Source organism: Paenibacillus cymbidii, from assembly GCF_004764705.1.
Lineage (GTDB): Bacteria > Bacillota > Bacilli > Paenibacillales > NBRC-103111 > Paenibacillus_AN > Paenibacillus_AN cymbidii.
In genome coordinates, this window is sequence record NZ_SHLX01000003.1 from 98,148 (window position 1) to 123,871 (window position 25,724).

Consider the following 25,724-nt stretch of genomic DNA (forward strand, 5'->3'; position numbering starts at 1 on the left):
GCTGTTTGGTCCAAATAGCCGGTGAAAACACTGGCTATTTTCAATGAGATGGGCAAATTGGGACAAATAGGCCATTTTTTAGGGGCTATTTGATGAAGCGCGTTTGCTATACAACAGCCAGCCTCCGCGGCAAGCGGAAAGCTGGCTGTTGTGTTGCAAAGCGAGTCCGGAGCCGCATCCGGCTCCCGGTCCTCAGGCGCGCAAAGCGCATCTCACCCGCGCGGCGATTCGGCGCATAGCCGTTACCGCGCTCTTTCGCGATGATCGTCGCGGTCTTTGCCGGCGTCGAACGGGGTGCTGACGGGAACGAACAAGTCGATGATGCCGATGACAAGAGCCGCAAGAATGGCTCCCAGAATCGTCGAATGTACGCCGCCGACTATAAATTGCGCTACCCAGATGACGAACGCGCTGGTCAAAAACCCAACGATCCCGCGACCGAACGGAGTGATGTTCTTTCCAAATATTCCCTCGATGATCCAGGCGACGACTGCGATCACAAGCGCCAGCAGAAACGCGCTCCAATAACCGCCGATCGAAAACGCCGGTACGATCCAACTGACAAACAGCAGCACCAAAGCGGATACGGCAAATCTGATCAAGTGTCCGAGAAAATGCATGGTTTCCCTCCTTTGTCGTTCGAATGATGAGACGGTTCAGGCGATGCGCACCAAGTAGTGTCTCCACAGCGAAGGAGGGTTATCGGCGGGATTTTCCCCCAGCGCGAGCGCGAGCCCGCGCCGCTGCCGAACGGCCGCGCTACATCGTCAACTCGACGAACCGCTCGCGACCGTCATCGTAAAGCCGTACATAAGGCCCAAGCCCATTCTCCGTCCCGCCGCTCCCGCCGCCGCCAACTCGACTGTCGCCGTTCCGACTGTTTCCGCCGCCACCGCCGCCTGTGACCTGGCCGCCGTCGTCAGCCGCTTCGGCTACAACTTCGCCGTCGACCGCAAGCGTTGACCAGCCGGTCTTTTTGCCAGCCGGATTGCGCACGGCGATCCGGTACACCGTCCCGCCGAACCGGTAGCTCGCTTCGTAGCCGGGCCAATCGTGCGGGACGCACGGCGCGATGTGCAGCTTGTCGCCGCGGCGGCGCAAGCCGAGAATCGCTTCCACGCCCGCTTGATACATCCAGCCCGCGGCGCCGGTGTACCACGTCCAACCCGCACGCCCTTTGTGCGGCGAAGACGTGTACACATCCGCGGCTATCGCGTACGGCTCGCCGGCGTATTTTCGCACTTCTGTTGCCGTCAGCGCATGGGTGACCGGGTTCAGCATGTGGAACAGCTCGAACGCTTTATCCCCCTCGCCGAGCCCGCTCCAGGCGACGATGCTCCAGATGACGCCGTGCGTATACTGGGCGCCGTTCTCCCGCAGTCCGGGCGGATAGCCCTGGATATAGCCGGGATTCGGCTCCGTGCGGTTGAACGGCGGCGTCAGAATCGCGGCGACCGACAGCCCGCGGTCGACCAGCTCGCGATCGAACGACAGCATCGCCTGGCGAGCTTTGTCGATCGTGCCTGCGCGCGAAATGACCGACCACGACTGGGCGATTGCATCAACCCGGCATTCCGCGTTCGCAACCGAGCCGAGCCATTCCCCGCTATCGGTGTACGCCCGGCGGAACCACTGTCCGTCCCAGGCAGCCGTATTGGCAGCTGCGGAGACCCGGTCCCGCGTTTCCAAATAACGCTCGGCGGTCTCGCGATCTCCCTGCTGCGCGCACAAGCTCGCCATCCGCTCCAGTACGTCGCACTGGAACCACGCGAGCCATACGCTTTCGCCGCGGCCCTCGAAGCCGATTCGGCTCATGCCGTCGTTCCAGTCGCCGATGCCGATCAGCGGCAAGCCGTGTTCGCCGAACCGCAAGCTGCGTTCGATCGCGAGCAGGCAATGCTCGTAAACGGTGCCGGCGCGGCCGGAATCGACCGTTTCTTCATATCGCTCATGTTCGTCTTCCTTCAGCAGCTCACTGGTCAAATAGGGCGCTATTTCGTCCAGCAGGCTGAAGTCGCCCGTATGCTCGACATAACGACTGACACTGTAGGGCAGCCACAGCAAATCGTCGGAGAAACGGGTGCGGATGCCGCGGCTCGTTTCCTCGTGCCACCAATGCTGTACGTCGCCTTCGGTATACTGATGCGAAGCGTGCAGCACGATTTGCCGTTTCGTCAGCTCCGGCCGGCTGTGCAGCAGCGCCAGCGAATCCTGCAGTTGATCGCGGAAACCATAAGCGCCGCCGGACTGGTAGAAGGCGGAACGCGCCCACATCCGGCACGACAGTGTCTGGTACAGCAGCCATCCGTTCAGCATCACATTCATTTCGTCCGACGGCGTCGCAACAGTTACGGCGCCAAGCACCTCGCGCCAGAACGCCTGCGCCTCCGCAAGCGCCCGCTCGCAGGCGCCCTCCTCACGGTAACGGCGCACCAGACCGGCCGCCGCCTCCGGTGACGATTCGGCGCCAAGCAGCACATATACGGTGCGCTCTTCGCCCGGCTGCAGCGTCAATTGCCGCTCGATGGCGCCGCACGGGTCGAACAACGCGCCGGTAACGCCGGACAGCCGCTCCCGCGCGAGCGCCGCCGGAGCTTCGGGCGTGCCGCAGCGGCCGAGAAACTCGAGCCGGTCGCCAGTCCAACTGAGCGCTCCGGCTGCATCACCAAACGCGAGAAACGCCGTCGTATCGCGGAACGTATCCTGATAGGCGTTGCGGGCAAGCAGCACGCTGTCAATTCCGTTCCAATCCGTCAATACATAGGAGGCGTTGCCTTCGCGGCGAACGCCGATCGTCCATTCGGCGTAATACGCAAGCGAAACGCGGCGCTCCCGCGCCGAGGCGTTGCGGAGGCGGAGCCGGACGATTTTGACCGGATCGACCTTCGGCACGTAGACCGTCAATTCCCGCTCCAGCCCGTCCCGCGTCTGGCGGAAGCGCGAGTAGCCGCGGCCATGGACGGCCTGGAACGAATCGGTGTCGCGCGTGTCGGCCGTCGCGAACATGCCGGCTTCCCCGGTATCGTCGTCGCGCAAATAACACGCCTCGCCCGGCCAATCGAGCGCCGGGTCGTTCGACCACGGCGTCAGCTTGTTTTCGCGGCTGTTCTGCCACCACGTATATCCCGTAAACAGCTCGGAGACGATGCAGCCGAAGCTCGGGTTGGCGATTACGTTCACCCACGGCGCCGGCAGCGGGTTGCCGTGGCGGATCGCGATGCGGTATTCCTCGCCGTCCGCGGAGAAGCTGCCCCAACCGTTCGCGAATAACCCGTCCTCGGTTTGATTCGGCGCAGAAACGGACGCTGGTGATGCCGGAGCAACAACGGGCGCAACCGTTCCCGTCCCGGCCGCGGGCGCCGGTACAACCGGCGCCTCCGGCGCCCGCAGCCGCAGCTGCGTCCGCAGGCTGGCGCCGTCCGCCCGCAGCGCAAGCCGCGCCACGGCAAGCAGCAGCGTGCGGTCTTCCGGCGCAAGCCGCTCCGCGGGAATGACGTGCACGCTGTCTGCAAGCCAGCTGCCGCGCCCGGCGGCATGTTCAAGGCTGCGCTGCACCTCTTCAAGCACCTGCTGCTCGTAGCCTTCGACCGATTCGTTCAGCACGACCAAATCGAAGGCAAGCCCCAGCCGGGTGGCGTATTCATGCGCTTGCAGCAGCTTCGCGACGAAGGACAAGCCGCCCGCGTCTTCCACATGCACAAGCGCGATCGGGCGCTCGCCCGAAATGCCGTACGCCCATAATCCGGTTTGGCTTTTGATGTTGGCCGCAATGCGCCCGGCCCGCTCCGCTTCCAGCGGGGCGGCGTACAGCAGCCGCCCGGCAAGCTGCTGATACAGCGTCGCATCGGCCATCGTCAGCTGCAGATGCTTCATCTCGATCTGCACGTGTGTCCACGCTTGCTGGAACGCGTGCTCGACCTGATGGTCGCGGCTCAGCTCGCGGGCCATCGCCAGCGCTTCTTCCTTCGTCCCGGCAACGCCGGTGACGGCAAACAACTGCGTTCGTTCGCCGGCGGCAAGCGACAGCCGGCGGCGCATAATGAACGCCGGATCGGCTACCGCTCCCGTCGAACCGCCCAGCCGGCAGTCGATCCCTGCCGGCCTTGCCAGCGGCTGGCCGCGGCCGATGAACAACAGTCGGTCGGTTTCGAACTCGGGCGGAGCGGCCTTGCCGCCGCGCGCGGCAAGCGCGTGAAACGCCCAAACCGGCAACTCGTCGCCGCTGCGCGGCCTTCTGCGGGCAAGCAGGCATTCCGTTTCGGCATCGTATTCGGTTTCGACAAACAGCTTGCTGAACGCCTGGTGCGCATCGTCCGCCCGCGTCCCCGCCAGCACGATCTCCAGCAGCGTCGTCACTTCGAGTATGCGTGCGTCCCCGCCGTTCTCCAGCGTCAGCCGGCGCACTTCCGCTTTGGCCCCGGGGACGACGGCGATTTCCAGCGTGGTGCGAACGTCCCCGTCAATTCGGGAAAATTCCGCTTTATCCAGCGAGAAGCGTATGCGCTGCTCCGCCGATGGAACTCGGCACGGCAAATACGAAGGCGACCAGAGCGCGTCCGACGCCACATCGCGAATATACAACCAACTGCCCCAACGGTCGGCGACCGGGTCTTCGCGCCAGCGCGTCACGGCGAGGCCGTCCGTCAGGCTGTAGCCGCCGCCGCTGTCGGTAACGACGGCAGCGTAATTGCCGCCGCCGCCGAGCAGACACACTTCCGGCGTCAGCGCGCCGGGACGGTCGAACTCGCGGACCGGCGCCGTATGCGCGTCCGCCGGCAGCCCCCGCTGCGAGCGGCGGGCAACCCGCCCGGCCAGCGGCGAAAGGCGTGCCGGCGCACGTTCCGTCAGCAGCAGCTCGGCAGCCTGCACTCTTTTGTCGCGATGGAACCGGTCGATCATCGTTTGCGGCAGCAGCAGGTTGGCGATCGTGAGCAGGCTCATGCCCTGATGATGCGCCATGTAGCTGCGGATTACCATGTGCCGGCGGCCTTCGGGAAGCCGTTCGGGCGTGTAGTCGATCGCTTCGTAGAAGCCGTATTCGCCGGACGCGCCCAGTTCCTCCAGCCGCCGCAAGCTGTCGATTCCTTCGCGCGGGGCGTAAGGAAGCGCCATGACGGTGGCGTAAGGCGCCTGCACCAGATCCTGCTCCAGCCCGCGTTTGTAGCCGAGCCCCGGCACGCCGAACGCCCGGTATTGATAGTTCATCTGGTGATCGAACGCATAGTAGCCCGATTCGGAAATGCCGAACGGAATGCCGCGCTCGCGGGCGTATTCGATTTGTCGTCTGACGACGCCGCGGTAGGTGCTTTCCCAAATGGTGTTGCGATAGGTGCGCATGAGCAGCCACGGCATCAAATATTCGAACATGGTGCCGGACCAGGACACCATCGTCACGAAGTCGCCTTGTTTGGTCGCCGTGCGGCCGAGCCGGAACCAGTGGGCGACGGAAATTTGCCCGAGCGCAATCGCCACGAAGCTGGCCTGACGCGCTTCAGACGCAAGCAGGTCGTACAGAATGTCGTCGTGCCGCCCGGCGGCGGCGTTGTAGCCGAGAAAGAACAGCCGGCTCTTGTAATCGTACAGCTGACGAAAATCGGTGGCGGCGATCAACGCCTCCATCCGCGCCAGCAGCGCCTGACCGCGGTCATGCCAGCCGCCGGTTCCCGCTGCTGCCCCCGCAGGCAGGTCCGCCAGTTCGGCCGCGAATTCGGCGTCGCTCAGCGCCAGCTTGCCGAAGCCGGGAAACTGCCGGCGTTCGTCCGCGTTCAGCTCCCGCGCCAGCCATTCGGCCAGCCCTTGCTTGACCGCCATCAGGCTGGCGACAAAATTGCCGGAATCGACGGTCGACACGTAGCTCGGCGGCAGCGGTTCGAGCGTCGTCGTGTCGTACCAGTTGTACAGATGGCCGTGCCACTTGTCCATTCGTTCGATCGTGCCGATCGTTCGCTCCAGCCTTTCCGTCATGCCCGGCGTGTCGATGAAGCCGAAGTCGCGCGCCGCAAGCACCGCCGTCAACAGGAAGCCGATGTTCGTCGGCGAGGTCCGGTGGGCGACGCCTCTTGCCGGTTCGATCTGCACGTTGTCCGGCGGCAAATAATGATCGGCCGCTCCGGCGAACCGTTCATAGAACGTCCAGATGCGCCCGGCCAGCTCGCGCAGGCCGTCGGCATCGGCGGGGGAGAAGGCGGATTCCTCCCGGACGAGCGGAAGATCGAGCCATTGCACGACAAGCGGCGCCAGCGCCCAGACGATCGCGATCGCAAGTCCCGCCGCCATAATGCCGGGCGGATGGTTCCATACGGCCACAACGGCGAGAGCGGCTGTCAGCGCATAACCCCAGGCCAGGCCGAGCATGACCGGACCGTGTTGGTTTCCTTTGCGCTCGACATCGGCCGAACTGACCCACTCCAGCAGCCGGCGCTTGCTGACGAACTGACGGAACAGCGCTTTGCCGATGGCGTCCGCCAGCATGGCGCTATTAAACGGCAGCGTCACGAAAGCGATCAGCGCGTGCGAGGCGGAGCCGGCCAGCCGTTTCGGCTGGAACAGCGTACAGCGCCAGTCGTCGCATACGTGGCGCAGCACCGGCAGAAGCAGCGTAACGCCGCCCAAGATCAGCCAACGGACCGTGATGCCGGGAAGACCGGCGAAAGCGAAAAGCAGCAGCGCATAGAGCGCCGGCGGCATCAGGCTGCGCCGCAAGTTGTCGAGCATCTGCCAGCGCGTCAGCGCCGACAGGTCGACAGGCCGCACCTCGCCGTGGCGGTCGCTCGCACGCGGGAACAGCCACATCAGCAGCTGCCAGTCGCCGCGAACCCAGCGGTGCAGCCGCTTCTGGAACGAAATAAACTTCGCCGGCTGGTCGTCGACCAGCTCGATGTCCGCGAGCAGCGCCGCGCGCAGGAAACCGCCTTCGAGCAAGTCGTGGCTGAGCACGCGGTCTTCGGGAATGCGGTCGCAGAGGACGCGCGCGAATGCGTCGACGTCGAAAATGCCCTTGCCCGTAAAAATGCCTTGGCCGAACGTATCCTGATACGGGTCGGAGATCGCGAACGCATAAGGATCGATGCCCGGTTCGCCGGCCCACAGCGACGACAGGCGCGACCGGGCTGCCGCCGTATGGCTGATGCCGATGCGCGGCTGCAGCACCCCGTAGCCTTCAATTACCCGGGTGCCCGCCCGGTTCAGGCGCGGCCGGTTGTAAGGCAGATGCAGCGTGCCAACCAGACGCTGCGCACTTCCCATCGGCAGCTGGGTATCGGCATCTAGCGTGATGACGTAACGCACTCGCGCAAAAACAGACGCATCGCCGGAACGGTGAACGTAGCCGGTGTCCGGTTTGCCTCGCAGCAGCTCGACCAGCTCGACCAGTTTGCCGCGTTTGCGCTCCCAGCCGATAAACGCCGCTTCGCCTTCGTTCCACTGCCTGCCCCGCTGCAGCAGATGGAAGGTCGAGCCGCCCTCGCCGCCGTAGCGGGCGTTCAGCGCTTCAATCCGCTCCTTGGCGAAGGCGACGAGCGCTTCGTCGCCCGGCAGCTCCCGTTCCTTGGCGTCGGTAAAATCGCCCAGCAGCGCAAAATGCAAATTTGGATCGCGATTGGCCAAATAGTGCAGTTCCAGCCTGTCGACGTTGTCCCGCACTTCTTCGGCCGTCGACCAAATGACGGGAATGACGACCAGCGTTGTCGCTTCCTGCGGGATGCCTCCGGAAAAGTCATAACGCAGCAGCGGCTGCGGTACGCTTACCCGGCCGATGGCAAAATGCAGCCAAACGACGACCCACTCGCTGGCCGGCAGCAGCAAAACGAGCAGGACGGCAACAAGGCCCGGCCATGAATAACCGGCGTCATTGCCGATCCAGGCGGCGAACAACGCCAGGAACAGCGCCAGCATTCCGGCGAGCACCGCCGCATAGGCGCCGCCGGCGCGTTTGCGGATGCCCGCCCGCGGGTACAATCGGGGCTCGCAGATTCTGCTCAGCGAGCGGCGAAGTTCGCCGATGCCGCCGGGCTCGTACAAATAGTAGGCCAAAAACGTGCGGCGCGGAGCGGGCCCTTCCGGTTCGGCCGTCCGCTGCGCCTGCCATTCGTCGTGCGCCGCGGCGGCAAGCGAAACCGCATGGCGGGCGACGGCGTTTTCCGGCACGCGCAGTCGCGAGGACAACGTTTCGATGCGCCGGCGGATCGCCGCTTTGCTTGGCGCGTCGAGCAGCGGATACAAGCCGGCGCCGCCATCGTCCGCCAGCGACTGCTCCACCTGGCTGATCCGCGCGAACGCGTCCGTCCATTCCAGCCGCTCGATGCTGCGCAAACAACCGATCGCATTGCCGGCAGCCGCCTGGTACGCCGCTTGCAGCTTGTTCTCGTAGCCGACGATCCGGTTCAGATCGTCGGCGCCGCCTTCCAGCTTGCACAGCAGCCATTGGCGGACGGCGGAAGAATCGTCGGCCCATTCCCGCAAGTGGGCGATCAAATGCACGACCCACGGCCCGGACAGCGGCAAGTGCAAGCCGGCGCGCTCCATGGCTGCGTCGAGCGCCGCCGTGTCGGCCGATTGCGGCTGGAGCTGCGCCAGAAACCGGTCCACCTGCACGCATGCCTGCCTGCGCTCGCGAACGAGCCGCATCGTGGCGGCGAGCCGGCGGATCAGCAGCGCGCGCAGCAGCAGCGGCACGTTCCAGCATTCGGCCATGGTCAGCGCGGATACTTCCTGATAAGCCTGTATGTACGTTTCGAACGTCGTTTCGTCGAACGAGCCTTCCGTCGTTTCGAGATAGTCGGCGCATATCGTTTCCAGCCGCAGCTTGTTTCCGCCGCGGACGGACGGGAGCCGTTTCAGCCCGCCGGCGGCGAACTGGCGTTTGACGAAATCGGCTTGTTCGTCGATGAATTCGGCATTGTCGAGCAGCCATTCTTCGGCGGGCTGCGCGCAGCCGATGCGGCGGTCCGCCAGCTCCAGCGCAAAGGCGTCAAGTCCCGCCGCATCCGCTTCGAATTCGCGGCGCAGCCGCTTCAGCGCCGCGCCGTCTCTTTTCCCAAGCGTGACTTGAAGCGCAAGCTCCCGCGCTTTTTGCCGGAGCAGTTCGGTGTTGACAATCATGCGTCCTCCAGGATGAGCCGCTTGTACGGGCGGCAAAATGGCACAACCAAGGAAGATTATGCCCAGGCTTTCGGCATTTTATGAGAGGGAGCGAATCGTTATAGCCGTTCGCTCCCGTGGCGGCGGCCGCCGCAAGCGGCTATAATGGGAAAAGAAGATGAAGGAGAAAGAAGGTTTCACGTGAACGCGAAAGTACTCCATACGCTGGAATTCGATAAAATTACGGCGATGCTCGCCGCCCATGCCGCGACTTCCCTCGGCAAAGCGCTTGCGGGCGAAATTGCGCCGAGCGCTTCGCTCGAAGAAGTGAAACGCCGGCTGCAGGCGACGGACGAAGCGGCCGCCGTCGACAGGCTGAAAGGCACGCCGCCGTTCGGCGGCATTCACAACATTCGCGCGTCGCTTAAGCGCGCGTCGATCGGCGGCATGCTGAACCCGTCCGAGCTGCTCGATATCGGCTCGACGCTCGGCGCAAGCCGGCGGCTCAAGCGGTTCCTGCAGGCGGCGCACGAAGACCACGCGATCCGGATGATCGTCGCGCTGGCGGAAACGATGAGCGAGCACCGGCCGGTCGAGGAGCGCATCGCCGCCTGCATCGACGACAACGCCGCCATTCTCGATACGGCCAGCCCCGAGCTTGCCCGCATCCGCCAGGAGCTGCGCGGCGGCGAAGGCCGCGTGCGGGAGAAGCTGGAGCAGATGATCCGCACCCCGTCCGTGCAGAAGATGCTGCAGGACAACCTGATTACGATCCGCAATGACCGGTACGTCATTCCGGTCAAGATGGAGTATCGCGCCAACTTCGGCGGCATGATCCACGACCAGTCCGCGTCCGGGGCCACGCTGTTCATCGAGCCCGAATCGATCGTTGCGCTGAACAACAAGCTGAAGGAATGGCGGCTGAAGGAAGAGGCCGAGATCGAAAAAATATTGCGCCTGCTCACCGCGCTCGTCGCGGACATCGCCGAAGAAGCAAGCGCCAATCAGGACGTGCTGGCGGAGCTTGATTTTATATTTGCCAAGGCGGGACTGGCCCGCGAATGGAAAGCGACGCTGCCGCTGATGAACGACCGCGGCTTCCTGAAGCTGAAGAAAGGGCGGCATCCGCTCATCCCGCGCGAATCGGTCGTGCCGCTCGACGTCGAGCTCGGCAATCAATTTTCGACCATCATCGTGACGGGCCCGAACACCGGCGGCAAAACGGTGTCGCTGAAGACAGTCGGCCTGCTCAGCCTGCTGGCGATGTCGGGGCTGTTCGTGCCGGCCGAGGACGGCAGCCAGCTGTGCGTGTTCGACGCGATCTATGCCGACATCGGCGACGAGCAAAGCATCGAGCAGAACCTCAGCACGTTCTCGAGCCACATGACAAACATTATCGCGATGCTGCGCGGCATGACGCCGAAAAGCCTCGTCCTGCTCGACGAAGTCGGCGCCGGCACGGACCCGGCGGAAGGCTCGGCTCTGGCGATCGCCATTCTGGAGCACATCCACAAGAGCGGCTGCCGGATGATCGCCACGACCCACTACAGCGAGCTGAAAGCTTACGCGTACGAACGCAGCGGCGTCATCAACGCCAGCATGGAATTCGACGTCGCCACGCTCAGCCCGACGTACCGGCTGCTGGTTGGCGTTCCGGGGCGAAGCAACGCCTTTGCGATCGCCGAACGGCTCGGCCTGGCGAAGCCGATCATCGACCACGCCCGCGGCCAGGTTAGCGAAGACGACCAGCGCGTCGAAACGATGATTGCGACGCTCGAGGAGAACCGGCTGTCGGCGATTGCCGAGCGCAGCGAAGCCGAACAGCTTCGCGGCGAAGCGACGCGGCTGCGCCGGGAGCTGGATGAGCAGCGGCGCAAGTTCGAGGAGCAGCGCGGCAAGCTGATCGCCGCCGCCGAGCAGGAGGCAAGGGAGGCGGTCGCCAAGGCGCGGCGCGAAGCGGAGGCGATTATCGCCGACTTGCGCCAGCTGGCGATGGAGGAAGGCGCGTCGCTCAAGGAGCACAAGCTGATCGAAGCGCGGCGGCGGCTGGACGAGGCCGAGCCGAAGCTGAAGAAGCCGGCGGCGGTCGCCGTGCCGGGCGGCGGAGGCAAGAAGACGCGTCCCGCGCAGCCGGGCGACGAAGTGCTCGTGCGCAGCCTCGGGCAGAAGGGGCACCTGATCGAGCTGTCCGGCGACAACGATGCGATCGTGCAACTGGGCATCATGAAGATGAAGGTGGCGCGCAGCGATCTGGAGCTGTCCGGCGCATCCGCTTCCGCCGCGGGCGGGGGAGCGGGGCCGCAGAAGCAGGCGCAGCCGACCGGCGCCGGCGTCAAACGGTCGCGCGACGATAATGTGCGCACGGAGCTCGATTTGCGCGGCTCGAATCTGGAGGATTCGCTGATTGAGGTGGACCGGTTTCTTGACGAATCGTTTCTCGCGAATTTTGCCCAAATCTATATTATTCACGGCAAGGGGACGGGCGTGCTGCGCACCGGCATCCAGGAATATTTGCGCCGGCACCGGCATGTGAAGGCTTACCGGCTGGGCAATTACGGCGAAGGCGGAGCCGGGGTTACGGTCGTCGAGCTAAAATAAAGATTGCCGTCATGAAACGTTGTTTGGTATGCTTCGTATAACAGGATAGATTCGATACTACAATCACACGAACGTAATCGGAGGAGGAACCGGTAATGGGAATTTTTAAACGGCTTCGCGACATGACGATGGCTTCCATCAATGACTTGCTCGATAAAGCGGAAGACCCGGTCAAAATGTTGAACCAGTTCTTGCGCGATATGGAAGAAGACATTCTCGAAGCGGAGGCGGCAGTCGCCAAACAGATCGCGATCGAGAAGAAGTTCAAGCAGCAGTACGAAGAAGCGGAAGAGCTCGTCACCCGCCGCGAAGAGCAGGCGATGAAGGCGCTCGAGCAGGGCAACGAAGATCTCGCCCGCCGCGCGCTGCAGGACAAGAAGGAGCAGCAAGCCCGCTACGACGAGCTGAAGACGTTGTATACGACGGCCAAGGCGAATGCGGATCAACTGCGCTCACAGCTGTCCGAGATGAAAGACGAATTCGGCAAGATGAAGAACAAGAAGGACTTGCTGATCGCCCGCGCCGAAACGGCCAAAGCGCAAAAGTCGATCAACCAGGCGATGACCGGCTTCGGCGTCGACAACGCGGCCAAAGGCTTCGACCGGATGACCGAGAAGGTCATGCAGATGGAAGCCGAAGCGCAAGCGAGCAGCGAGCTGCGCGGCAGCAATCGCAGCCTGGACGACGAGCTGGCCCAGCTCGACAAGAGCGGCGGCGTCGACGACGAGCTGGCCGCGCTTAAAGCGCGCGTCGCCGCGAAGAAGCAGCAATAAGCCGGCCCAGGCTACAATCGCATAAGCCGATTCCCAGAAGCGGCAACCTCCAAGAGACTGAATGGAATTCAGTCTCTTGGGCCGTTCTGGTTCCGATTGCGTCTCCCCCGCGGAGAAGAGAGGCGGCGCACAATGAATGAAGAGGTGGATCAATTTATGGCGAACCCGTATTTGGAAACGCTCGCTTTTTTTTCGGTGGCAGTCGTTGCGCTGCTGATTTTTCTGGCCATTTTTTCGTTTATTACGCGGTACAACGATTGGGAAGAAATCAAGAACGGCAACGTTTCCGTCGCGCTGGCGACCGGCGGCAAAATTTTCGGGATCTGCAACATTTTCCGCTTCTCGATTCTGAACAACGATACGCTGCTCGATTCCGTCATCTGGAGCAGCATCGGTTTCGGGCTGCTGCTTGTCGCCTATTTTGTGTTCGAAGCGGCAACGCCTTATTTAAAAGTCGATCAGGAAATCAAAAAGGACAATCGTGCGGTGGGCGTCATTTCGTTCCTTATTTCCGTCTCTATCTCTTACGTGATTGGGGCGAGCGTGACCTAAATGAAGTACTTGTGGGGGACGCTGTTTGCGCTGGCAGTTGTGTTTTTGGCAGTGGGGATTTATTATTTTATCCGTTACGCGTAAAGGAACGGAGGGTGACGGAAGGTGAGCGGCGAACAACCGCAAGTGCAAGTATGCCCGTGGTGCGACACGGAGATCGTCTGGGATCCGGAATTCGGACCGGAAGACGAGTGCCCGAACTGTTTTAACGAATTGGGCAGCTATCGCAGCGTCAAGCTTGACGCAAGTTTGCCGGAACAGCCGGGCATCCGGACGGGCGGCGGCCCCCAGGCCGCGCGAGGAGCGGAACGGACTGCGGCGAAGCGGGGCCGGACGCCGTTCGACGACATCGAAGACGACGATGAAGCGTATGAAGAAGACGAAACAGATGAGGCGTCATTCGATTACGACGCCCGGGATGACGGAACGGAAGCATTCGAGGAGGACCGGTACGCGGAAGCGGCGATGGCGTGCATCGACGAGCAGGAGGAAGCGCCGGAATGCTCGTATTGCCACGAGTTGATGCTGCTGGTCGGCACCCGCAGCGAGGCGCCCGGTTTCGTCGCCGCGGTGCCGCGGCGGATCGGCAAGCCGCTGCTTCCGCCTCGGCCGGAGTGGAACGTTTACGTTTGTCCGTCGTGTTTCCGTTCGGATTCGTTTCTGGCGGACCGGCACCGGCTAGCGCTGATCGAAACGCTGCGCGGCTGGAAGGAATAATCGGCCGCGCACAACAAAGGACTTGCCCACGGGCAAGTCCTTTGTTGCGTCAACGTTCCACCGGAATAATCGGCAGCTCGATGCGAAAATCGAAGCGGCCGTCGTCATGAACGAGCCGAATGTCGCCGCCATGGAGCAGCGCGATGTTGCGTGCGATCGAGAGGCCAAGTCCCGCGCCGGCTCCGAAAGACGAGCCGCGCGAGCGGGAATCGTCGGCTTTGTAGAACCGTTCGAACAATCGTTGCTCCTGATCGGCGGTAATCGGGACGCCTTCGTTTTCCAGATGAATGACCGCCAGCCGCCTGTCCCCGTCCGTCTCCTCCGCGAGCGATAAGCGCACGATGCCGGGTTTGGTGGCGAATTTCAACGTGTTCGTAAACAAATTGTCGATCAACCGACGCATTTTGCCGGGGTCGAGCGCAAGCACAAGCGGCTGCGGCGGCACCGCCGATTCGATCCGCAGCCCGTATTCCTCGGCGAACGGCTGAAATTCCGTCGCGGTCTGGAGCACCAGTTCCTTCAGGTCGATCGTTTCCTTGAGCAGCCTCGCATCGTGACTCGTCAGCCGCGTGTATTCGAACAGGTCGTCAATGAGTGTCTTCAACTGCAGCGCTTTATGATGCGAGTTGACGATGAAGCGCTCATGTTCGGCATCGTCGCGATAGGCCCGGTTGCGCAGCAGCTCCATATAGCCGATGATGCTCGTGAGCGGCGTGCGCAGGTCGTGCGAAATGCCGGTGATCAGCTCCATTTTCGACTGCTCGGACCTGCGTTCCTTTTCGATTCGCTGCTCCAGTTCTGCCGCCATTCGGTTGATGTTTTCGGCGACTCTTCCGAGCTCGTCCTCCCGGGCGATCGGAATCCGGTAACGCAAGTTGCCGCCTGCGATGACGTCCAGTCCGTCGGACAGCTTCATCAAATAATTGACGGTTCTGCGGGTCAACAGGAAGAAGGAGAGAAAAAACAGCACAATAAAAAGCGGTACGAACAGCAGCGCGTTGTATACCTTCTGCGCCGGTACGTCGGGAATGCGCGGCACGATCGCCGAACCGGCGATGGAAACGAACAGGCTCGCTACAAAAGACCAGACCATATGGGCGCGGATGCTGCGGCGTGCGGACAAACGGGTCAGCGGATTACGCTTCAACTTTGTACCCCACCCCCCATACTGTTTTGATGTAGCGCGGTTCGCGGGGATTCGGCTCCAGCTTCTCGCGGATGTTGCGAATATGCACCATCACCGTATTGTCCGAATACCCGGCTTTTTCTTTCCAGACGCGTTCGTAAATGAGATCGGCATTCATCACCTGGCCGCGATGGGAAGCGAGCAGCTTAAGAATGGCGAATTCGAGCGGGGTGAGCAGCACCGGCTTGCCGCTGACTACCACCTCGTGGCGGGAGCAGTCGATGGTCATGTCCCGGATGCGAATGATGTCTTCGTCCAAGGGAGGAGCGGCCGCCGGATAGCTTTGCCTGCGCAGCTGCGCCTTCACCCGGGCGAGCAGCTCGAGCGGACTGAACGGTTTGGTGACATAATCGTCGGCCCCGGTGGACAAACCGGTAATTTTATCAATGTCTTCTTCCTTGGCGGAGAGCATGATGATCGGGATGTGGGAGTTCTCCCGTATTTTCAGGCACGTCCGAATGCCGTCCAGCACCGGCATCATCACATCGAGAATAATGAGCCGGACGGGCTCCGTTTCGATCAGCTGCAGCGCCTCCGCGCCGTTCTGCGCTTCCACCACGCGAAAGCCTTCGTTCCGCAAATAAATATGGATGATGTCGCGGATTTCCGCATCGTCGTCCGCTACCAGAATGGTCGTTTGGTTCATCGGCATGTTCGCTCCGTTCTTCTAGCACTCGATCGTTATCTATAGTATAACGGGAAACCGCCGTTTGCAAAACGGGAGTCACATCCCGCGGCCGCGGGATTTCTGCCGTCTGTTGCGCAGGATGAACCAGCAAACCGCCGTGACGGCGATCAGCCAGAACGCTTGCGTGCCAAAATCGCGAATGGCGCCGCCGATGCTTTCGGCGTGCACGCTGATGGTGCTGCCCAAGGTGAAATAGACGGTCGTCCATATAAGCGATGCGGCATAGGCGGACAAAGCGAAACGGCGGTAGGCAAACCGCTGCGCGCCGGCCAGGATGGGCACCAGGTGGCGGACAAGCGGGATAAAGTAGCTGAACAGCAGCGCGGCGTTGCCGTGCTCGCGCATCAACTGTTCGGAACGTTCGAGACCGCGGGCGACCGTGCTGCTGCGGCGGCCCAGCCGAGCGAACAGGCGGGGGCCGAATTTGCGCCCCATGGCGTACCCGAACGTAAGGCCGGACACCGTGCCCAGATAAGTGGCGAAAAATGCAGGCACCGCAGGCAGCAAGCCTGCTCCGGCAAGCGCCCCGGCTGTCGCGGCGACCGCTTCGTTCGGGATCGGCAGCCCGATCAGCCCAAGGCACAAAGAAAAGAACAGCGCCGCACAGCCGAGCTGGGCGACAAGCGGCATCCATTGTTCAATCGACATGATTCATTTCCCCCTTTTCCGGCATACGTAGACGAAAGCCGGAGGCAAATTCCGCACGACGAAGCCGATCCGTTCGATATCGAACGATTGGGCCAGCCGGCTTCTCATTTGCAGCGAATATTGAAACGCCACGAACAGGCCGTTCGGCTTCAGGGCGCTTTCGATTTGCTGCAGCAGCCTGGCGCGCAGCTCCGTGGAGAAGTTGGCAAAAGGCAGGCCGCTGACGATGCAATCGAGCGGTTCCCGGTCGTTAGCCATGGCAAGCGACGCCTTCAACCGGGCGGCATCTTCGCAACAGACGAAGGCCGGATATTGGCCGGCAAGCGTTTGCCGCATGCCGGCATCCTTTTCAAACAAATAGACGCGCGTTCCCGGACGTACCTTCCGTGCGATCGCGCGGGTTATCGCGCCGGTTCCGGCTCCAAGCTCCGCGAGGGAAGCGACTTCGTCCCATTTTATGTGCCGCAGCATCTCTTGAGCCAAATACTGCGAACTCGGCGCAATGCTGCCGACTTGCTTCGGGTATTGCATGAATTTGCGTAAAAACAGCCAGCTTTCTTCGCCGACGATGGGCATTGCGGCGACCTCCCCGTTCGTGATGTACCCCATTGTAAACGGCAAATCTAAGGACCCGCATAGGGAAAATCTAAAGAAAACATGAAGAAACATGTTTTCCCGTCCGGCTGGGCATGGTAAGAGGGATTGTCCAATCCGCCATGGAAGAAGGTGAACGGGAGCGAGATGACAGATCGCGCAAAACCGCGCTTCCCTGGCCAATGGCTGACGACCGCAACGACCCGGGGCGAGGAAGCGGAGCACGATACGGCGCGGGCGTCTGCCGCAAACCGCGGCGCCAAAGCCGCCATGTCCGGACAGGCGAAGCTGCTGCTGCTCGTCAACGGCTTGTTTGCCGTTGCCAATGCGTTGTCGGGCACCTTCGTCAACGTATATTTATGGAAAGTGAAAAGCGACTACACGATGATCGCTTCGTTTGCGATTGCCCATCAAATCACGATGGCGCTGACGTTTTGGCTTGCCGGCAAGTGGGTCAAGGAGCATAACAAAATGAACTGCCTGCGTCTTGGCGTCGCCATGGCAGCGGTGTTTTATTCGCTGGTTCTGGCGCTTGGCGCCGGATCGGCGGTTTACGTGCTGCCGCTCGGCGCGGTGCTCGGGCTGTCGTCGGGCTTCTTCTGGCTGGCGTTTAATGTCGTCTATTTCGAAGTGACGTCTCCCGACACGCGCGATCGCTTCAACGGGATGGCCGGTCTGTTCGGTTCGCTGGGAGGCATGATCGCGCCGTGGGTATCCGGTTTTCTCATTTCGCGCATGACGGGAAACACGGGGTATCGGATCATTTTTGCCCTCTCGCTTGCCGTGTTCGTCATCGGCGCTGTTGCCAGCTTCTTTCTGCATAAGCGCAAGGAGAGCGGGCATTACGAATGGTTTCACGGCTGGCGCGCGCTGCGCCGAAGCGGCGGTCCGTGGCGGATCGTATCGTTGTCGCTCGTGGCGCAAGGGGTTCGCGAAGGCGTGTTCGGCTTTGCGATTGGCCTGCTCGTTTATATCGCGACGGGCAACGAGATGAAGCTGGGCAATTTTGCGCTTATTTCATCGGGCGTTGCGCTGGTCAGCTTCTGGCTGGTCGGCAAGCTGCTGAAGCCGAAGTACCGGAGGTGGGGCATGCTGGTCGGCACGGTGCTGATGAGCGCGGCGATCGTGCCGTTCTTCTGGCAGGTGAGCTTCGCGACCTTGCTCGCTTTCGGCATTGCGACGGCGATGTTTATTCCGCTGTATACGATTCCGATCACTTCCGTCGTCTTCGATTTGATCGGGAAGGATGAGGAAAGCGCCGCGAAGCGGGTCGAATTTATCGTGCTGCGGGAAGTGGCGCTTAACGCCGGCCGCCTGCTTGGCGCGGCGGTGTTCGTCCTTGTGGTATCGCTGACCTCGTCGCCGGTCGCGCTCAACTGGCTGCTGCTTGGCATCGGCAGTTCTCCCGTCGTTTCTTGGATGCTCATTCGGCGTTTTTTGGGCGAACGGCAACGGCCGTCCCGTTTCGGGCGTGTCTGAGACCTCCGAGGGCAGCAGATTGGGCCGAATTTTCGTTCCATGCAAGGAAGTTTTGTGCAGGCTTACCGGGGGTAAGTCAAACAAAACTGACGCGGCAGGGGGCGAAAAGGCGGTGCAAGATGCCACTGAGCGGGGGCTCAGACACGCCCTAAGTTGACATTCCTTCGCCAGCCCTTACAATGAGAAGGATGGCAAGCGGAAGGAGACGACCCGCAATGAAAAACCGCAGCATCGTATCCAATGTGGCGGAACTGATCGGCGAAACGCCGGCGGTACGCATCAATCGGCTGGCCTTGGATCACGACGCCGAGCTGTATGTGAAGCTGGAATATTTTAATCCAAGCGGCAGTGTCAAGGACAGGGCTGCGTACAATATGATCGCGCAAGCGGAACGAAGCGGCGCGCTGCGGCCCGGTGCGACGATCATTGAACCGACGAGCGGCAATACCGGCATCGGCCTGGCGATGAACGCCGCGGCCAAAGGATACAAGGCGATTCTCGTTATGCCGGACAACATGTCGAAGGAGCGGATCAATCTGCTCAAGGCGTATGGCGCCGAGGTGGTGCTGACGCCGGCGGGCGAGCGCATGCCCGGGGCAATCCGCAAGGCGGAGGAGCTGGCGGCGGGCATTCCCGGCAGCTTCATTCCGCAGCAGTTCGAGAATGAGGCGAACCCGGACATTCACCGGACGACCACGGCGCTGGAAATTATCGAACAGATGGACGGCAGGCTCGATGCGTTCGTCGCTACCTCCGGCACGGGAGGGACGATTACCGGCACGGGCGAAACGCTGCGCGCCAAGCTGCCGGGCATCCGCATCTACGTTGTCGAGCCGAAAGGTTCGCCCGTACTTTCGGGCGGCCAGCCGGGGCCGCACAAGCTGGTTGGCACGAGCCCGGGCTTTGTGCCGTCGATTCTCAACACGAGCGTCTACGACGAAATCGTGCAGGTGGCCGACGACGACGCCATTGCGGTGACGCGCGATTTGGCCCGGCTGGAGGGCATTCTGGTTGGCCCGTCGGCGGGAGCGTCGGTGTGGACCGGTTTGCAGGTGGCGCGCCGGCTCGGCCCGGGCAAACGCGTGCTCTGCATCGCCCCCGACACGGGGGAGCGGTATTTGAGCATGGGGATATTCGGCGAGTAGGCGGAGCCGGAAGGGGTTGCCGGGTTGCCGGGTTGCCGGGTTGCGTTGCAACCAATATCAACTTGAAAATAGGCCATGTTTTATGGCCTATTTTGCTATAAATGAGCTTCGGTACCAAAATAGCCAGTGATTTCACTGGCTATTTGATGAGATTGCGCTATTTTGAGGCCGTTTGGTGAAAATAGCCAGTGTTTTCACTGGCTATTTTCGAAGAAGCCGGTGGAAAAGAGCGGGTAGACCATTTTTTGTGGGCTATTTTGATAACGAGGTACGTTTCAAATGCAGCGGAGGATGTGCTTGACCACAGTTGGGCGCCTGGTTGCCAGTGCACCGGGAGAGTGGCCGTTCTCGGGGCGATGCGATCGGCTTTTGATCGGTTGGCGAACCATTTTGTCTGTTTTAGACCGGCATTAGGGGAGTTGGGGCGAGCTTATTTGGCATGTCTGCGGTATGTCGGCTGCCTGTCGAATGAAGCTTCTTCTCGCGGGGGTTTGTTTTGCGGCGGAAACCTTGGTATTCTAGCTGTATCTTCAAATCTTCAGAAGTTAAGGGGAAACAGGCATGAATCATGAACTTCAACGATTTAAGGCGGAGTTTTTCAAGGCGCTGGCTCATCCGATGCGGATCCGCATCCTGGAAGTGCTGTGCGAAGGAGATCGCACCGTAAACGAACTGCAATCGATTCTTGGCAGCGAAGGCTCTGCCGTTTCGCAGCAACTCGCCGTGCTCCGCGGCAAAAATGTCGTCAGCGCGACAAAAGACGGCACCTCGGTCATTTATTCGGTTCGGGACCCGCTGATCAAAGATTTGCTTCAAGTGGCGCGCAACATTTTCGACAACCATCTGGTCGACGCCATCTCGCTGCTGGAGAACATGCGCAACGGCTAATGCCGCTCTGCTGCGCATTGTTGCCTGCGGCGAGGTTGCCTCGAGCCTCGGCAATGCCGCCGAAATATGCCTCGCCAGCGCAAACGCCAGCCTGACCAGCGATCCAAACACCAACCTTCCGATCACAACCATCCAAACATGGGCAACCCAAACACCAGCCAACCGAAACACCATATTGACAAGACAAATTCAATCATTGTATATTTCATATATTCAAATAATCAAATATATGAATAGAAGGAATGCCGCATGAGATCGTCGGGCAGATTCGCAGGATATGACGCCCAGTCGTTACGCCGCGATTTGATATCGGGCCTCATCGTTGGAATTGTCGCGATTCCGTTGGCCATGTCGTTCGCCATCGCATCGGGCGTGAAGCCGCAATATGGCATCTATACGACGATTGTGGCCGGTATCCTGATTTCGCTGTTTGGAGGCTCGAGGTTTCAGATCGGAGGGCCAACCGGCGCGTTCGTGCCGATCCTGCTTGGCGTCGTCCTGCAATACGGCTACGAAAAGCTGCTTTTGGCAGGCGCGCTTGCCGGAATTATGCTTGTGCTGATGGGAGTGTTCCGACTCGGTCTGCTCATCCAATTCATTCCGAAGCCGGTAACGATCGGATTTACCGCAGGGATCGCCGTCATTATTTTTACCGGTCAAATCGCCAATTTCCTGGGCTTGAGCGGGATCCGGAGTCATGAGCATACCCTTGCCAACTTGAAAGAGATCGCGACGCATCTGTCGACCTTGAACGTCAGCAGCGTGACAACGGCCGGTATCAGTCTGGCGGTCATCCTGCTCATGCCGAAACTGGCGCCGAAGGTGCCGGCGTCGCTTGCCGGTCTTGTTGTGGCGACGATTGTTGCCGCCGTTTTCTTCAGCGGCGAGACGGCGACGATCGGTTCGGCATACGGCGCCATCCCGAGTGCGCTGCCGACGCTGGCGATGCCTCATGTTACGCTGGACAGCATTGTGCAAATGCTGCCGTCGGCTTTCGTCATTGCCATGCTGGGCGGCATCGAGTCATTGCTTTCGGCCGTAGTCGCCGACGAAATGACGGGCAAACGGCACAACAGCAATCGCGAGCTGATCGGGCAAGGCATCGCGAACATCGTGACGCCGCTGTTCGGCGGCATTCCCGCCACAGGGGCGATCGCCCGCACGGCGACCAACATCAAGAGCGGAGCCGTCTCGCCGCTGTCGGGCGTGGTTCACGGGCTGCTCGTGCTCGCCGTGCTCTTGCTGTTCGCGCCGTTCGCATCGGACATACCGCTGGCTGCCATGGCGCCCGTGCTGATGGTTGTCGCCTGGAACATGAGCGAACGGAAGCAGTTCATTCGCGTGCTGCGAACGAAAACGAGCGATTCCGTCATCCTGGCGATCACCTTCCTGCTCACCGTTTTGACCAGTCTGACAACGGCGGTCGAAATCGGGCTGGCAGCGGCAGTCATCGTATTCGTCAAACGAATGCGGGACTCGCTCAAAGTGACGAAGGTGCTGCCCGATCCCGCCACCCGGCGGGGGAAAGTGGCGGCACATATGGTGCGCGAAGACCGCGATTGTCCGCAGATCGGTATTTTTACGATTGAGGGGCCGTTATTTTTCGGGGCGGGTCGACCGTTCGAGCGCACGATTGCGGAAGCCATACGGGCGGAGCAAAAAATCGTGCTGCTGCGCATGGCCAAAGTTCCGCTGATCGACGCTACCGGCGAAAGCCAACTGGCGGCGCTGGAGGCCGAGGTTCGTTCGGCCGGCGGGACGCTGCTCCTGTCGGGTTTGTTGCCGCAACCGAAAGAAATGCTGCAAAAGACGGGACTGTATGGCAGGATCGGAGCGGATCGGTTTTTCGAGCATACCGGGGCCGCGATTGATTGTGCGCTCCTCCTGCTCAATCCGGCGAAGTGCTTCGGTTGCAAACACAACGCGTTTCGCGAGTGTGCGGCGCTTTCGGTCGGCGCGGCGCCGGGCGGAGCCAAACGACAGCCGGCAGGAGACGCCGCGGAAGCGGTGAATTGATTCTTGTCAAGGATAGATGTGCAGCCTGCGGAGCGGGCTGCTTTTTTGTTTCCATATAAGAATTGCTAAGTTTCGGGGCGGGGACAGGATGTTGCAGGCGTGCTGGCGCAATGAAGCGCAGCCAAGCTTCACGCTTCTGCCGCTGCGCGGAAGGGCTGCCTTTCCGCTTCGCTCCTTCGTGAACGAGCGAACTCACGCGCTGCTGCAAAGAGCAGATCCTGGTGAGCCCCCCCTGAGTGGCCCTTGTTTGCTGGGCAACCCAAATAGCCCATGAAAAATGGCCTATTTGCCTCTTATCGCCCGGCTCATCGGAAATAGCCAGTGAAAACACTGGTTATTTGCCCCAAATCGCCTCACAATCGGCACTTCAAGCGAAATAGCCAGTGAAATCACTGACTATTTCGTATGGACGGCCCGTTATTGGCGAAATAGGCTAGAAAACATGGCCTATTTTGCAAGAGGTTAGTTGGCGGATGTGGGAATGGCGTGCATGAAGCAAAGTGCCTGCTCCGAGGCGGACGGCCCGACGCGGGAAAAGAATGAAAAATAGCGCATGAAACATGCGCTGGAGCACCGCGAAGAGGCCTACGCGAGGCAAATAGCGCATGTAACATGCGCTGAAGCGGTGCCGCTAGCGGCAGGTTCGTGCTTGACGCCGCCCGCGATCGCCATTATGCTGATAGGAGGGAATTAGATGTACACTACAAAATCGGAGGAATCGCCATAATGAAAGCAGCCATGACGCAACAAGGAGCCGTCCGTTTGCACGACGTGCCGAAGCCGGCCGTCGAACCGCGCCATGTCCTGGTGGAGACCGTGTATTCCGCCATCAGCACCGGCACCGAGCTGCTCGTTTTGCGAAGCATGTCGGAGCAACCGCATGCGCTCGGCTACAGCGCCGCCGGCATCGTGCGCGAGCTTGGGCCTGGCGTCGAAGGACTCGAGCCCGGCCAACTCGTCGCTTGCTACGGCGGCCCATACGTGCGGCATGCCGAATGGCTTTCGGTGCCGCGCAACCTGGTCGCTCCGGTCGGTCCGAACGCAAGCGCCGAAGCTGCGGCTTTCGGCGGACTCGGCGCAATCGCAATTCACGCCCTGCGGCAGGCGAAGCTGCAATTCGGCGAAACCGCGATCGTCGTCGGCCTGGGTATTCTCGGCCAACTGATCGCTCAAATTGCCACAGCCGCCGCATACGACGTGATCGGCTTCGACTTATCCGAGGAACGCTGCCGACTGCTGCGCGCCCGGGGAGCGGAAGCATGCGCGTCGGTTGAAGATTTGCAGAGGTTGCTCGGCTCGCGCGCCGTCAAGGCGGATGCGGTGCTCGTCTGCGCCGGCGGCAAGCAGGGAGGGTTGATCGATCAGGCGCTGGACTGGCTGCACGACCGCGGCACGGTTGTCATCGTCGGCGACGTTGCCGCGACGTGCAGCCGCGAGAAGATGTTCGCCAAAGAAGCGAACCTCGTCATTTCGCGCGCCGGCGGTCCGGGGCGATACGATGCCGGTTACGAGCGGGAAGGCGTCGATTACCCGGTTGGTTATGTCCGCTGGACGGAAGGGCGCAATTTACGCGAATTTATCCGGCTGCTGGAACGCCGCGCCATCGACGTGGCGCAGCTGATTACCGACCGGTACCGCTTCGCGTCGATTGCCGACGCTTATGCAAGCTTGCAGCAGCCGGCCGCGAAGCCGCTCGGCGTGCTGCTGGACTACACGGACACGGGTACGGCTGGCGATGCGGCGCAAGCCGGCTGATGAACCCGCCGAAGCGAAGCCTCCGATCTCGTAAAAAATCGCCCCGCTCCCGGCAATCGCAGCCGGAAGAGGGGCGATCCGCTTTAACCAGAAAATAACGGGGTTGCTGTTAGGTTATCTCCGCGACGAAACTTCGTTTCATCCCGCTTTGCAACAGTTATACGGCGATTGTCGGTTCCATCAACTCGTCTTCGTCCGGCTTCCTCTCTCCCGCATCAAGCTTGCGGCTCGGAAGGCTCTTTCGCGAGCAGCCGTTCCAATCGGCGGCACAGTTCGTCCTCTTGCAGAAGGCCGGCCCAATATTGCTTCGCTTCCAACTGGACGGCGTGAAGCTCGTCGTCCGTCAGCCCCAGTTCGGTGTACAAAGCGAACGTTGGCGCGATGTCGCGGTACAGCTCGAAACGCGCCGGCCGGTACATCGATTCCCGGCCCGTCCATTCGGCTGCGTCGCGCAGGGCGGGAATGCTCAGCGTTCGCTGCCTGACGACGAGCTGGGCCTGCTCCGACAGAAGAAAATCGGCCAGCCGCTGTGCCGCGTCCTTGTCGCCGCAGCCTTCGCGCACGGCGACGGCGATGGCCAGCAGCATCGTTTTCGCCTGGCGGAGTCGGGGGAGCGGGGCGATATCGTAATCGAAGCCCGCCGTCTTTAGCAGGTTCAGACGAAAATATGACGTGACGATCATCGACACCCGCTCCTGCACGAACAGCCGCTCGGCGTCTTCGTCGGTATCGAAGATAGGCAGGATGCGCTGGCCGCCGATCAGCTCGCGACATAGCCGCAAGCCGTCCATGGCGGCCGTGCCGCACACCGTCGTATGGCCGCTGTCGTCGCGCGCGAAGCGCGCTCCGCTTTGCAGCAGCAGGATTGGCCAGCGGTTGGCGCTTTGCGCCCGCATATAGAAGCCGCAATGTCCACTGCGGGCGGCCAGCTCGTCTGCGGCGCGTGCCAACTCGTCCCACGTCCAGTCGCCGTCCGGCTCGGCCACCCCGCATTCGGCAAAATGGCGGCGGTTGTAGCACAGCACCAGCGGCGAAAAAACGAATGGCAACGCGGCAAGCCCGCCGTTTCCTGCTGCGAACAGCTCCGTCAAATAAGGAAAGACGCCGGATGGGGCGGGCTGCGGCGCAAACAGCGAGAGCCGGTCCGCTTCCGCAAAACGACGGTACGCATTGTAGTTGACGGTGACGACATCGAGCAACCCCGCCTCGATGTAGTCGGCGATCGGCGTCGCATCGCCGATCGGCACGGGCACGACCTGTATGCCCGGATAGGCGGCGCCGAACATGTCCAGCAGCGTGTCCAGCTCGGCTTCTTCCAGCAGGCTCGTGTAATAGCCGAACCGGACGATCCGGCGCTCCGTTCCCGGCGGCTCCGCAATGACATTGCCGATCTTCGGCTTTTTGACGATCAAGCCTTCCGCAACCAGCGCGTCCAATCCTTTGCGCACGGAGCGGTTGCTCATGCCGAACATCGTGCCGAGCTCCTTCTCCGAAGGCAAATAGTGGCCCGGCAGCCGCCGGCCGGCGGCGATATCGTCGCGAATCGCGCCGACCAGCCGCTCCAGCCGGTCGCGGAACGTTTTGCGGCTTAATTTGTCGCTCATAAC

At 61.6% G+C, this 25,724-nt stretch carries 16 protein-coding genes; 9 read left to right on the forward strand and 7 right to left on the reverse strand.

Annotated elements, in window-relative coordinates; all coding sequences use genetic code 11:
• Positions 1–242 precede the first annotated feature (242 nt).
• A complete protein-coding gene (locus EXY20_RS05795) occupies positions 243–620 on the reverse strand; it encodes a phage holin family protein (protein WP_135548623.1) in 378 nt (125 codons plus the stop codon).
• Between the two features lie 139 nt (positions 621–759).
• On the reverse strand, positions 760–9,099 hold the full coding sequence (locus tag EXY20_RS39715; RefSeq protein WP_235885376.1) for a GH36-type glycosyl hydrolase domain-containing protein: 8,340 nt from the start codon (positions 9,097–9,099) through the stop codon (positions 760–762).
• Positions 9,100–9,279: 180 nt separating this feature from the next.
• On the opposite strand from EXY20_RS39715, the gene EXY20_RS05805 reads away from it, so the two are divergent.
• From EXY20_RS05805 to EXY20_RS05820, 4 genes are all read left to right on the forward strand, one after another.
• Positions 9,280–11,676, forward strand: coding sequence for an endonuclease MutS2 (locus EXY20_RS05805; protein WP_235885377.1), 2,397 nt, complete (start codon positions 9,280–9,282; stop codon positions 11,674–11,676).
• 95 nt (positions 11,677–11,771) lie between these two features.
• Positions 11,772–12,449 (forward strand): PspA/IM30 family protein, encoded by a 678-nt coding sequence (locus EXY20_RS05810; RefSeq protein WP_135548629.1) that lies wholly within the window; start codon positions 11,772–11,774, stop codon positions 12,447–12,449.
• A 132-nt stretch (positions 12,450–12,581) separates the two neighbouring features.
• A complete protein-coding gene (locus tag EXY20_RS05815; protein ID WP_135548631.1) occupies positions 12,582–13,001 on the forward strand; it encodes a DUF350 domain-containing protein in 420 nt (139 codons plus the stop codon).
• Positions 13,002–13,106: 105 nt separating this feature from the next.
• Positions 13,107–13,718 (forward strand): hypothetical protein, encoded by a 612-nt coding sequence (locus tag EXY20_RS05820; RefSeq protein ID WP_207671225.1) that lies wholly within the window; start codon positions 13,107–13,109, stop codon positions 13,716–13,718.
• A 49-nt stretch (positions 13,719–13,767) separates the two neighbouring features.
• On the opposite strand, the gene EXY20_RS05825 is transcribed toward EXY20_RS05820, so the two are convergent.
• From EXY20_RS05825 to EXY20_RS05840, 4 genes are all read right to left on the reverse strand, one after another.
• Positions 13,768–14,865: a HAMP domain-containing sensor histidine kinase gene (locus tag EXY20_RS05825; protein ID WP_235885378.1), complete on the reverse strand. Its 1,098-nt coding sequence runs from the start codon at positions 14,863–14,865 to the stop codon at positions 13,768–13,770.
• Complete coding sequence (locus EXY20_RS05830) at positions 14,855–15,550, reverse strand: response regulator transcription factor (protein ID WP_135548633.1); 696 nt, start codon at positions 15,548–15,550, stop codon at positions 14,855–14,857. Before EXY20_RS05830 ends, EXY20_RS05825 begins: the two co-directional genes overlap by 11 nt.
• 78 nt (positions 15,551–15,628) lie before the next feature.
• The gene (locus tag EXY20_RS05835) at positions 15,629–16,240 is read right to left on the reverse strand and encodes a DedA family protein (RefSeq protein WP_135548635.1); all 612 of its coding nucleotides are present in this window, start codon (positions 16,238–16,240) and stop codon (positions 15,629–15,631) included.
• Between the two features lie 3 nt (positions 16,241–16,243).
• Positions 16,244–16,816 (reverse strand): class I SAM-dependent methyltransferase, encoded by a 573-nt coding sequence (locus EXY20_RS05840; protein ID WP_135548637.1) that lies wholly within the window; start codon positions 16,814–16,816, stop codon positions 16,244–16,246.
• A 165-nt stretch (positions 16,817–16,981) separates the two neighbouring features.
• On the opposite strand from EXY20_RS05840, the gene EXY20_RS05845 reads away from it, so the two are divergent.
• The 5 genes from EXY20_RS05845 (at position 16,982) to EXY20_RS05865 (ending at position 24,117) form a co-directional block, all read left to right on the forward strand.
• A complete protein-coding gene (locus EXY20_RS05845) occupies positions 16,982–18,313 on the forward strand; it encodes an MFS transporter (protein WP_135548639.1) in 1,332 nt (443 codons plus the stop codon).
• A 215-nt stretch (positions 18,314–18,528) separates the two neighbouring features.
• Positions 18,529–19,458 (forward strand): cysteine synthase A, encoded by a 930-nt coding sequence (cysK, locus tag EXY20_RS05850; protein ID WP_135548641.1) that lies wholly within the window; start codon positions 18,529–18,531, stop codon positions 19,456–19,458.
• Positions 19,459–20,019: 561 nt separating this feature from the next.
• Complete coding sequence (locus tag EXY20_RS05855) at positions 20,020–20,346, forward strand: ArsR/SmtB family transcription factor (protein ID WP_135548643.1); 327 nt, start codon at positions 20,020–20,022, stop codon at positions 20,344–20,346.
• A gap of 249 nt (positions 20,347–20,595) precedes the next feature.
• Positions 20,596–22,362, forward strand: a complete 1,767-nt coding sequence (locus tag EXY20_RS05860) for a SulP family inorganic anion transporter (protein ID WP_135548644.1) — start codon at positions 20,596–20,598, stop codon at positions 22,360–22,362.
• A gap of 726 nt (positions 22,363–23,088) precedes the next feature.
• Complete coding sequence (locus EXY20_RS05865) at positions 23,089–24,117, forward strand: zinc-dependent alcohol dehydrogenase (RefSeq protein WP_135548646.1); 1,029 nt, start codon at positions 23,089–23,091, stop codon at positions 24,115–24,117.
• 215 nt (positions 24,118–24,332) lie between these two features.
• On the opposite strand, the gene EXY20_RS05870 is transcribed toward EXY20_RS05865, so the two are convergent.
• Positions 24,333–25,721, reverse strand: coding sequence for an extracellular solute-binding protein (locus tag EXY20_RS05870; RefSeq protein WP_135548648.1), 1,389 nt, complete (start codon positions 25,719–25,721; stop codon positions 24,333–24,335).
• Between the last annotated feature and the right edge of the window lie 3 nt (positions 25,722–25,724).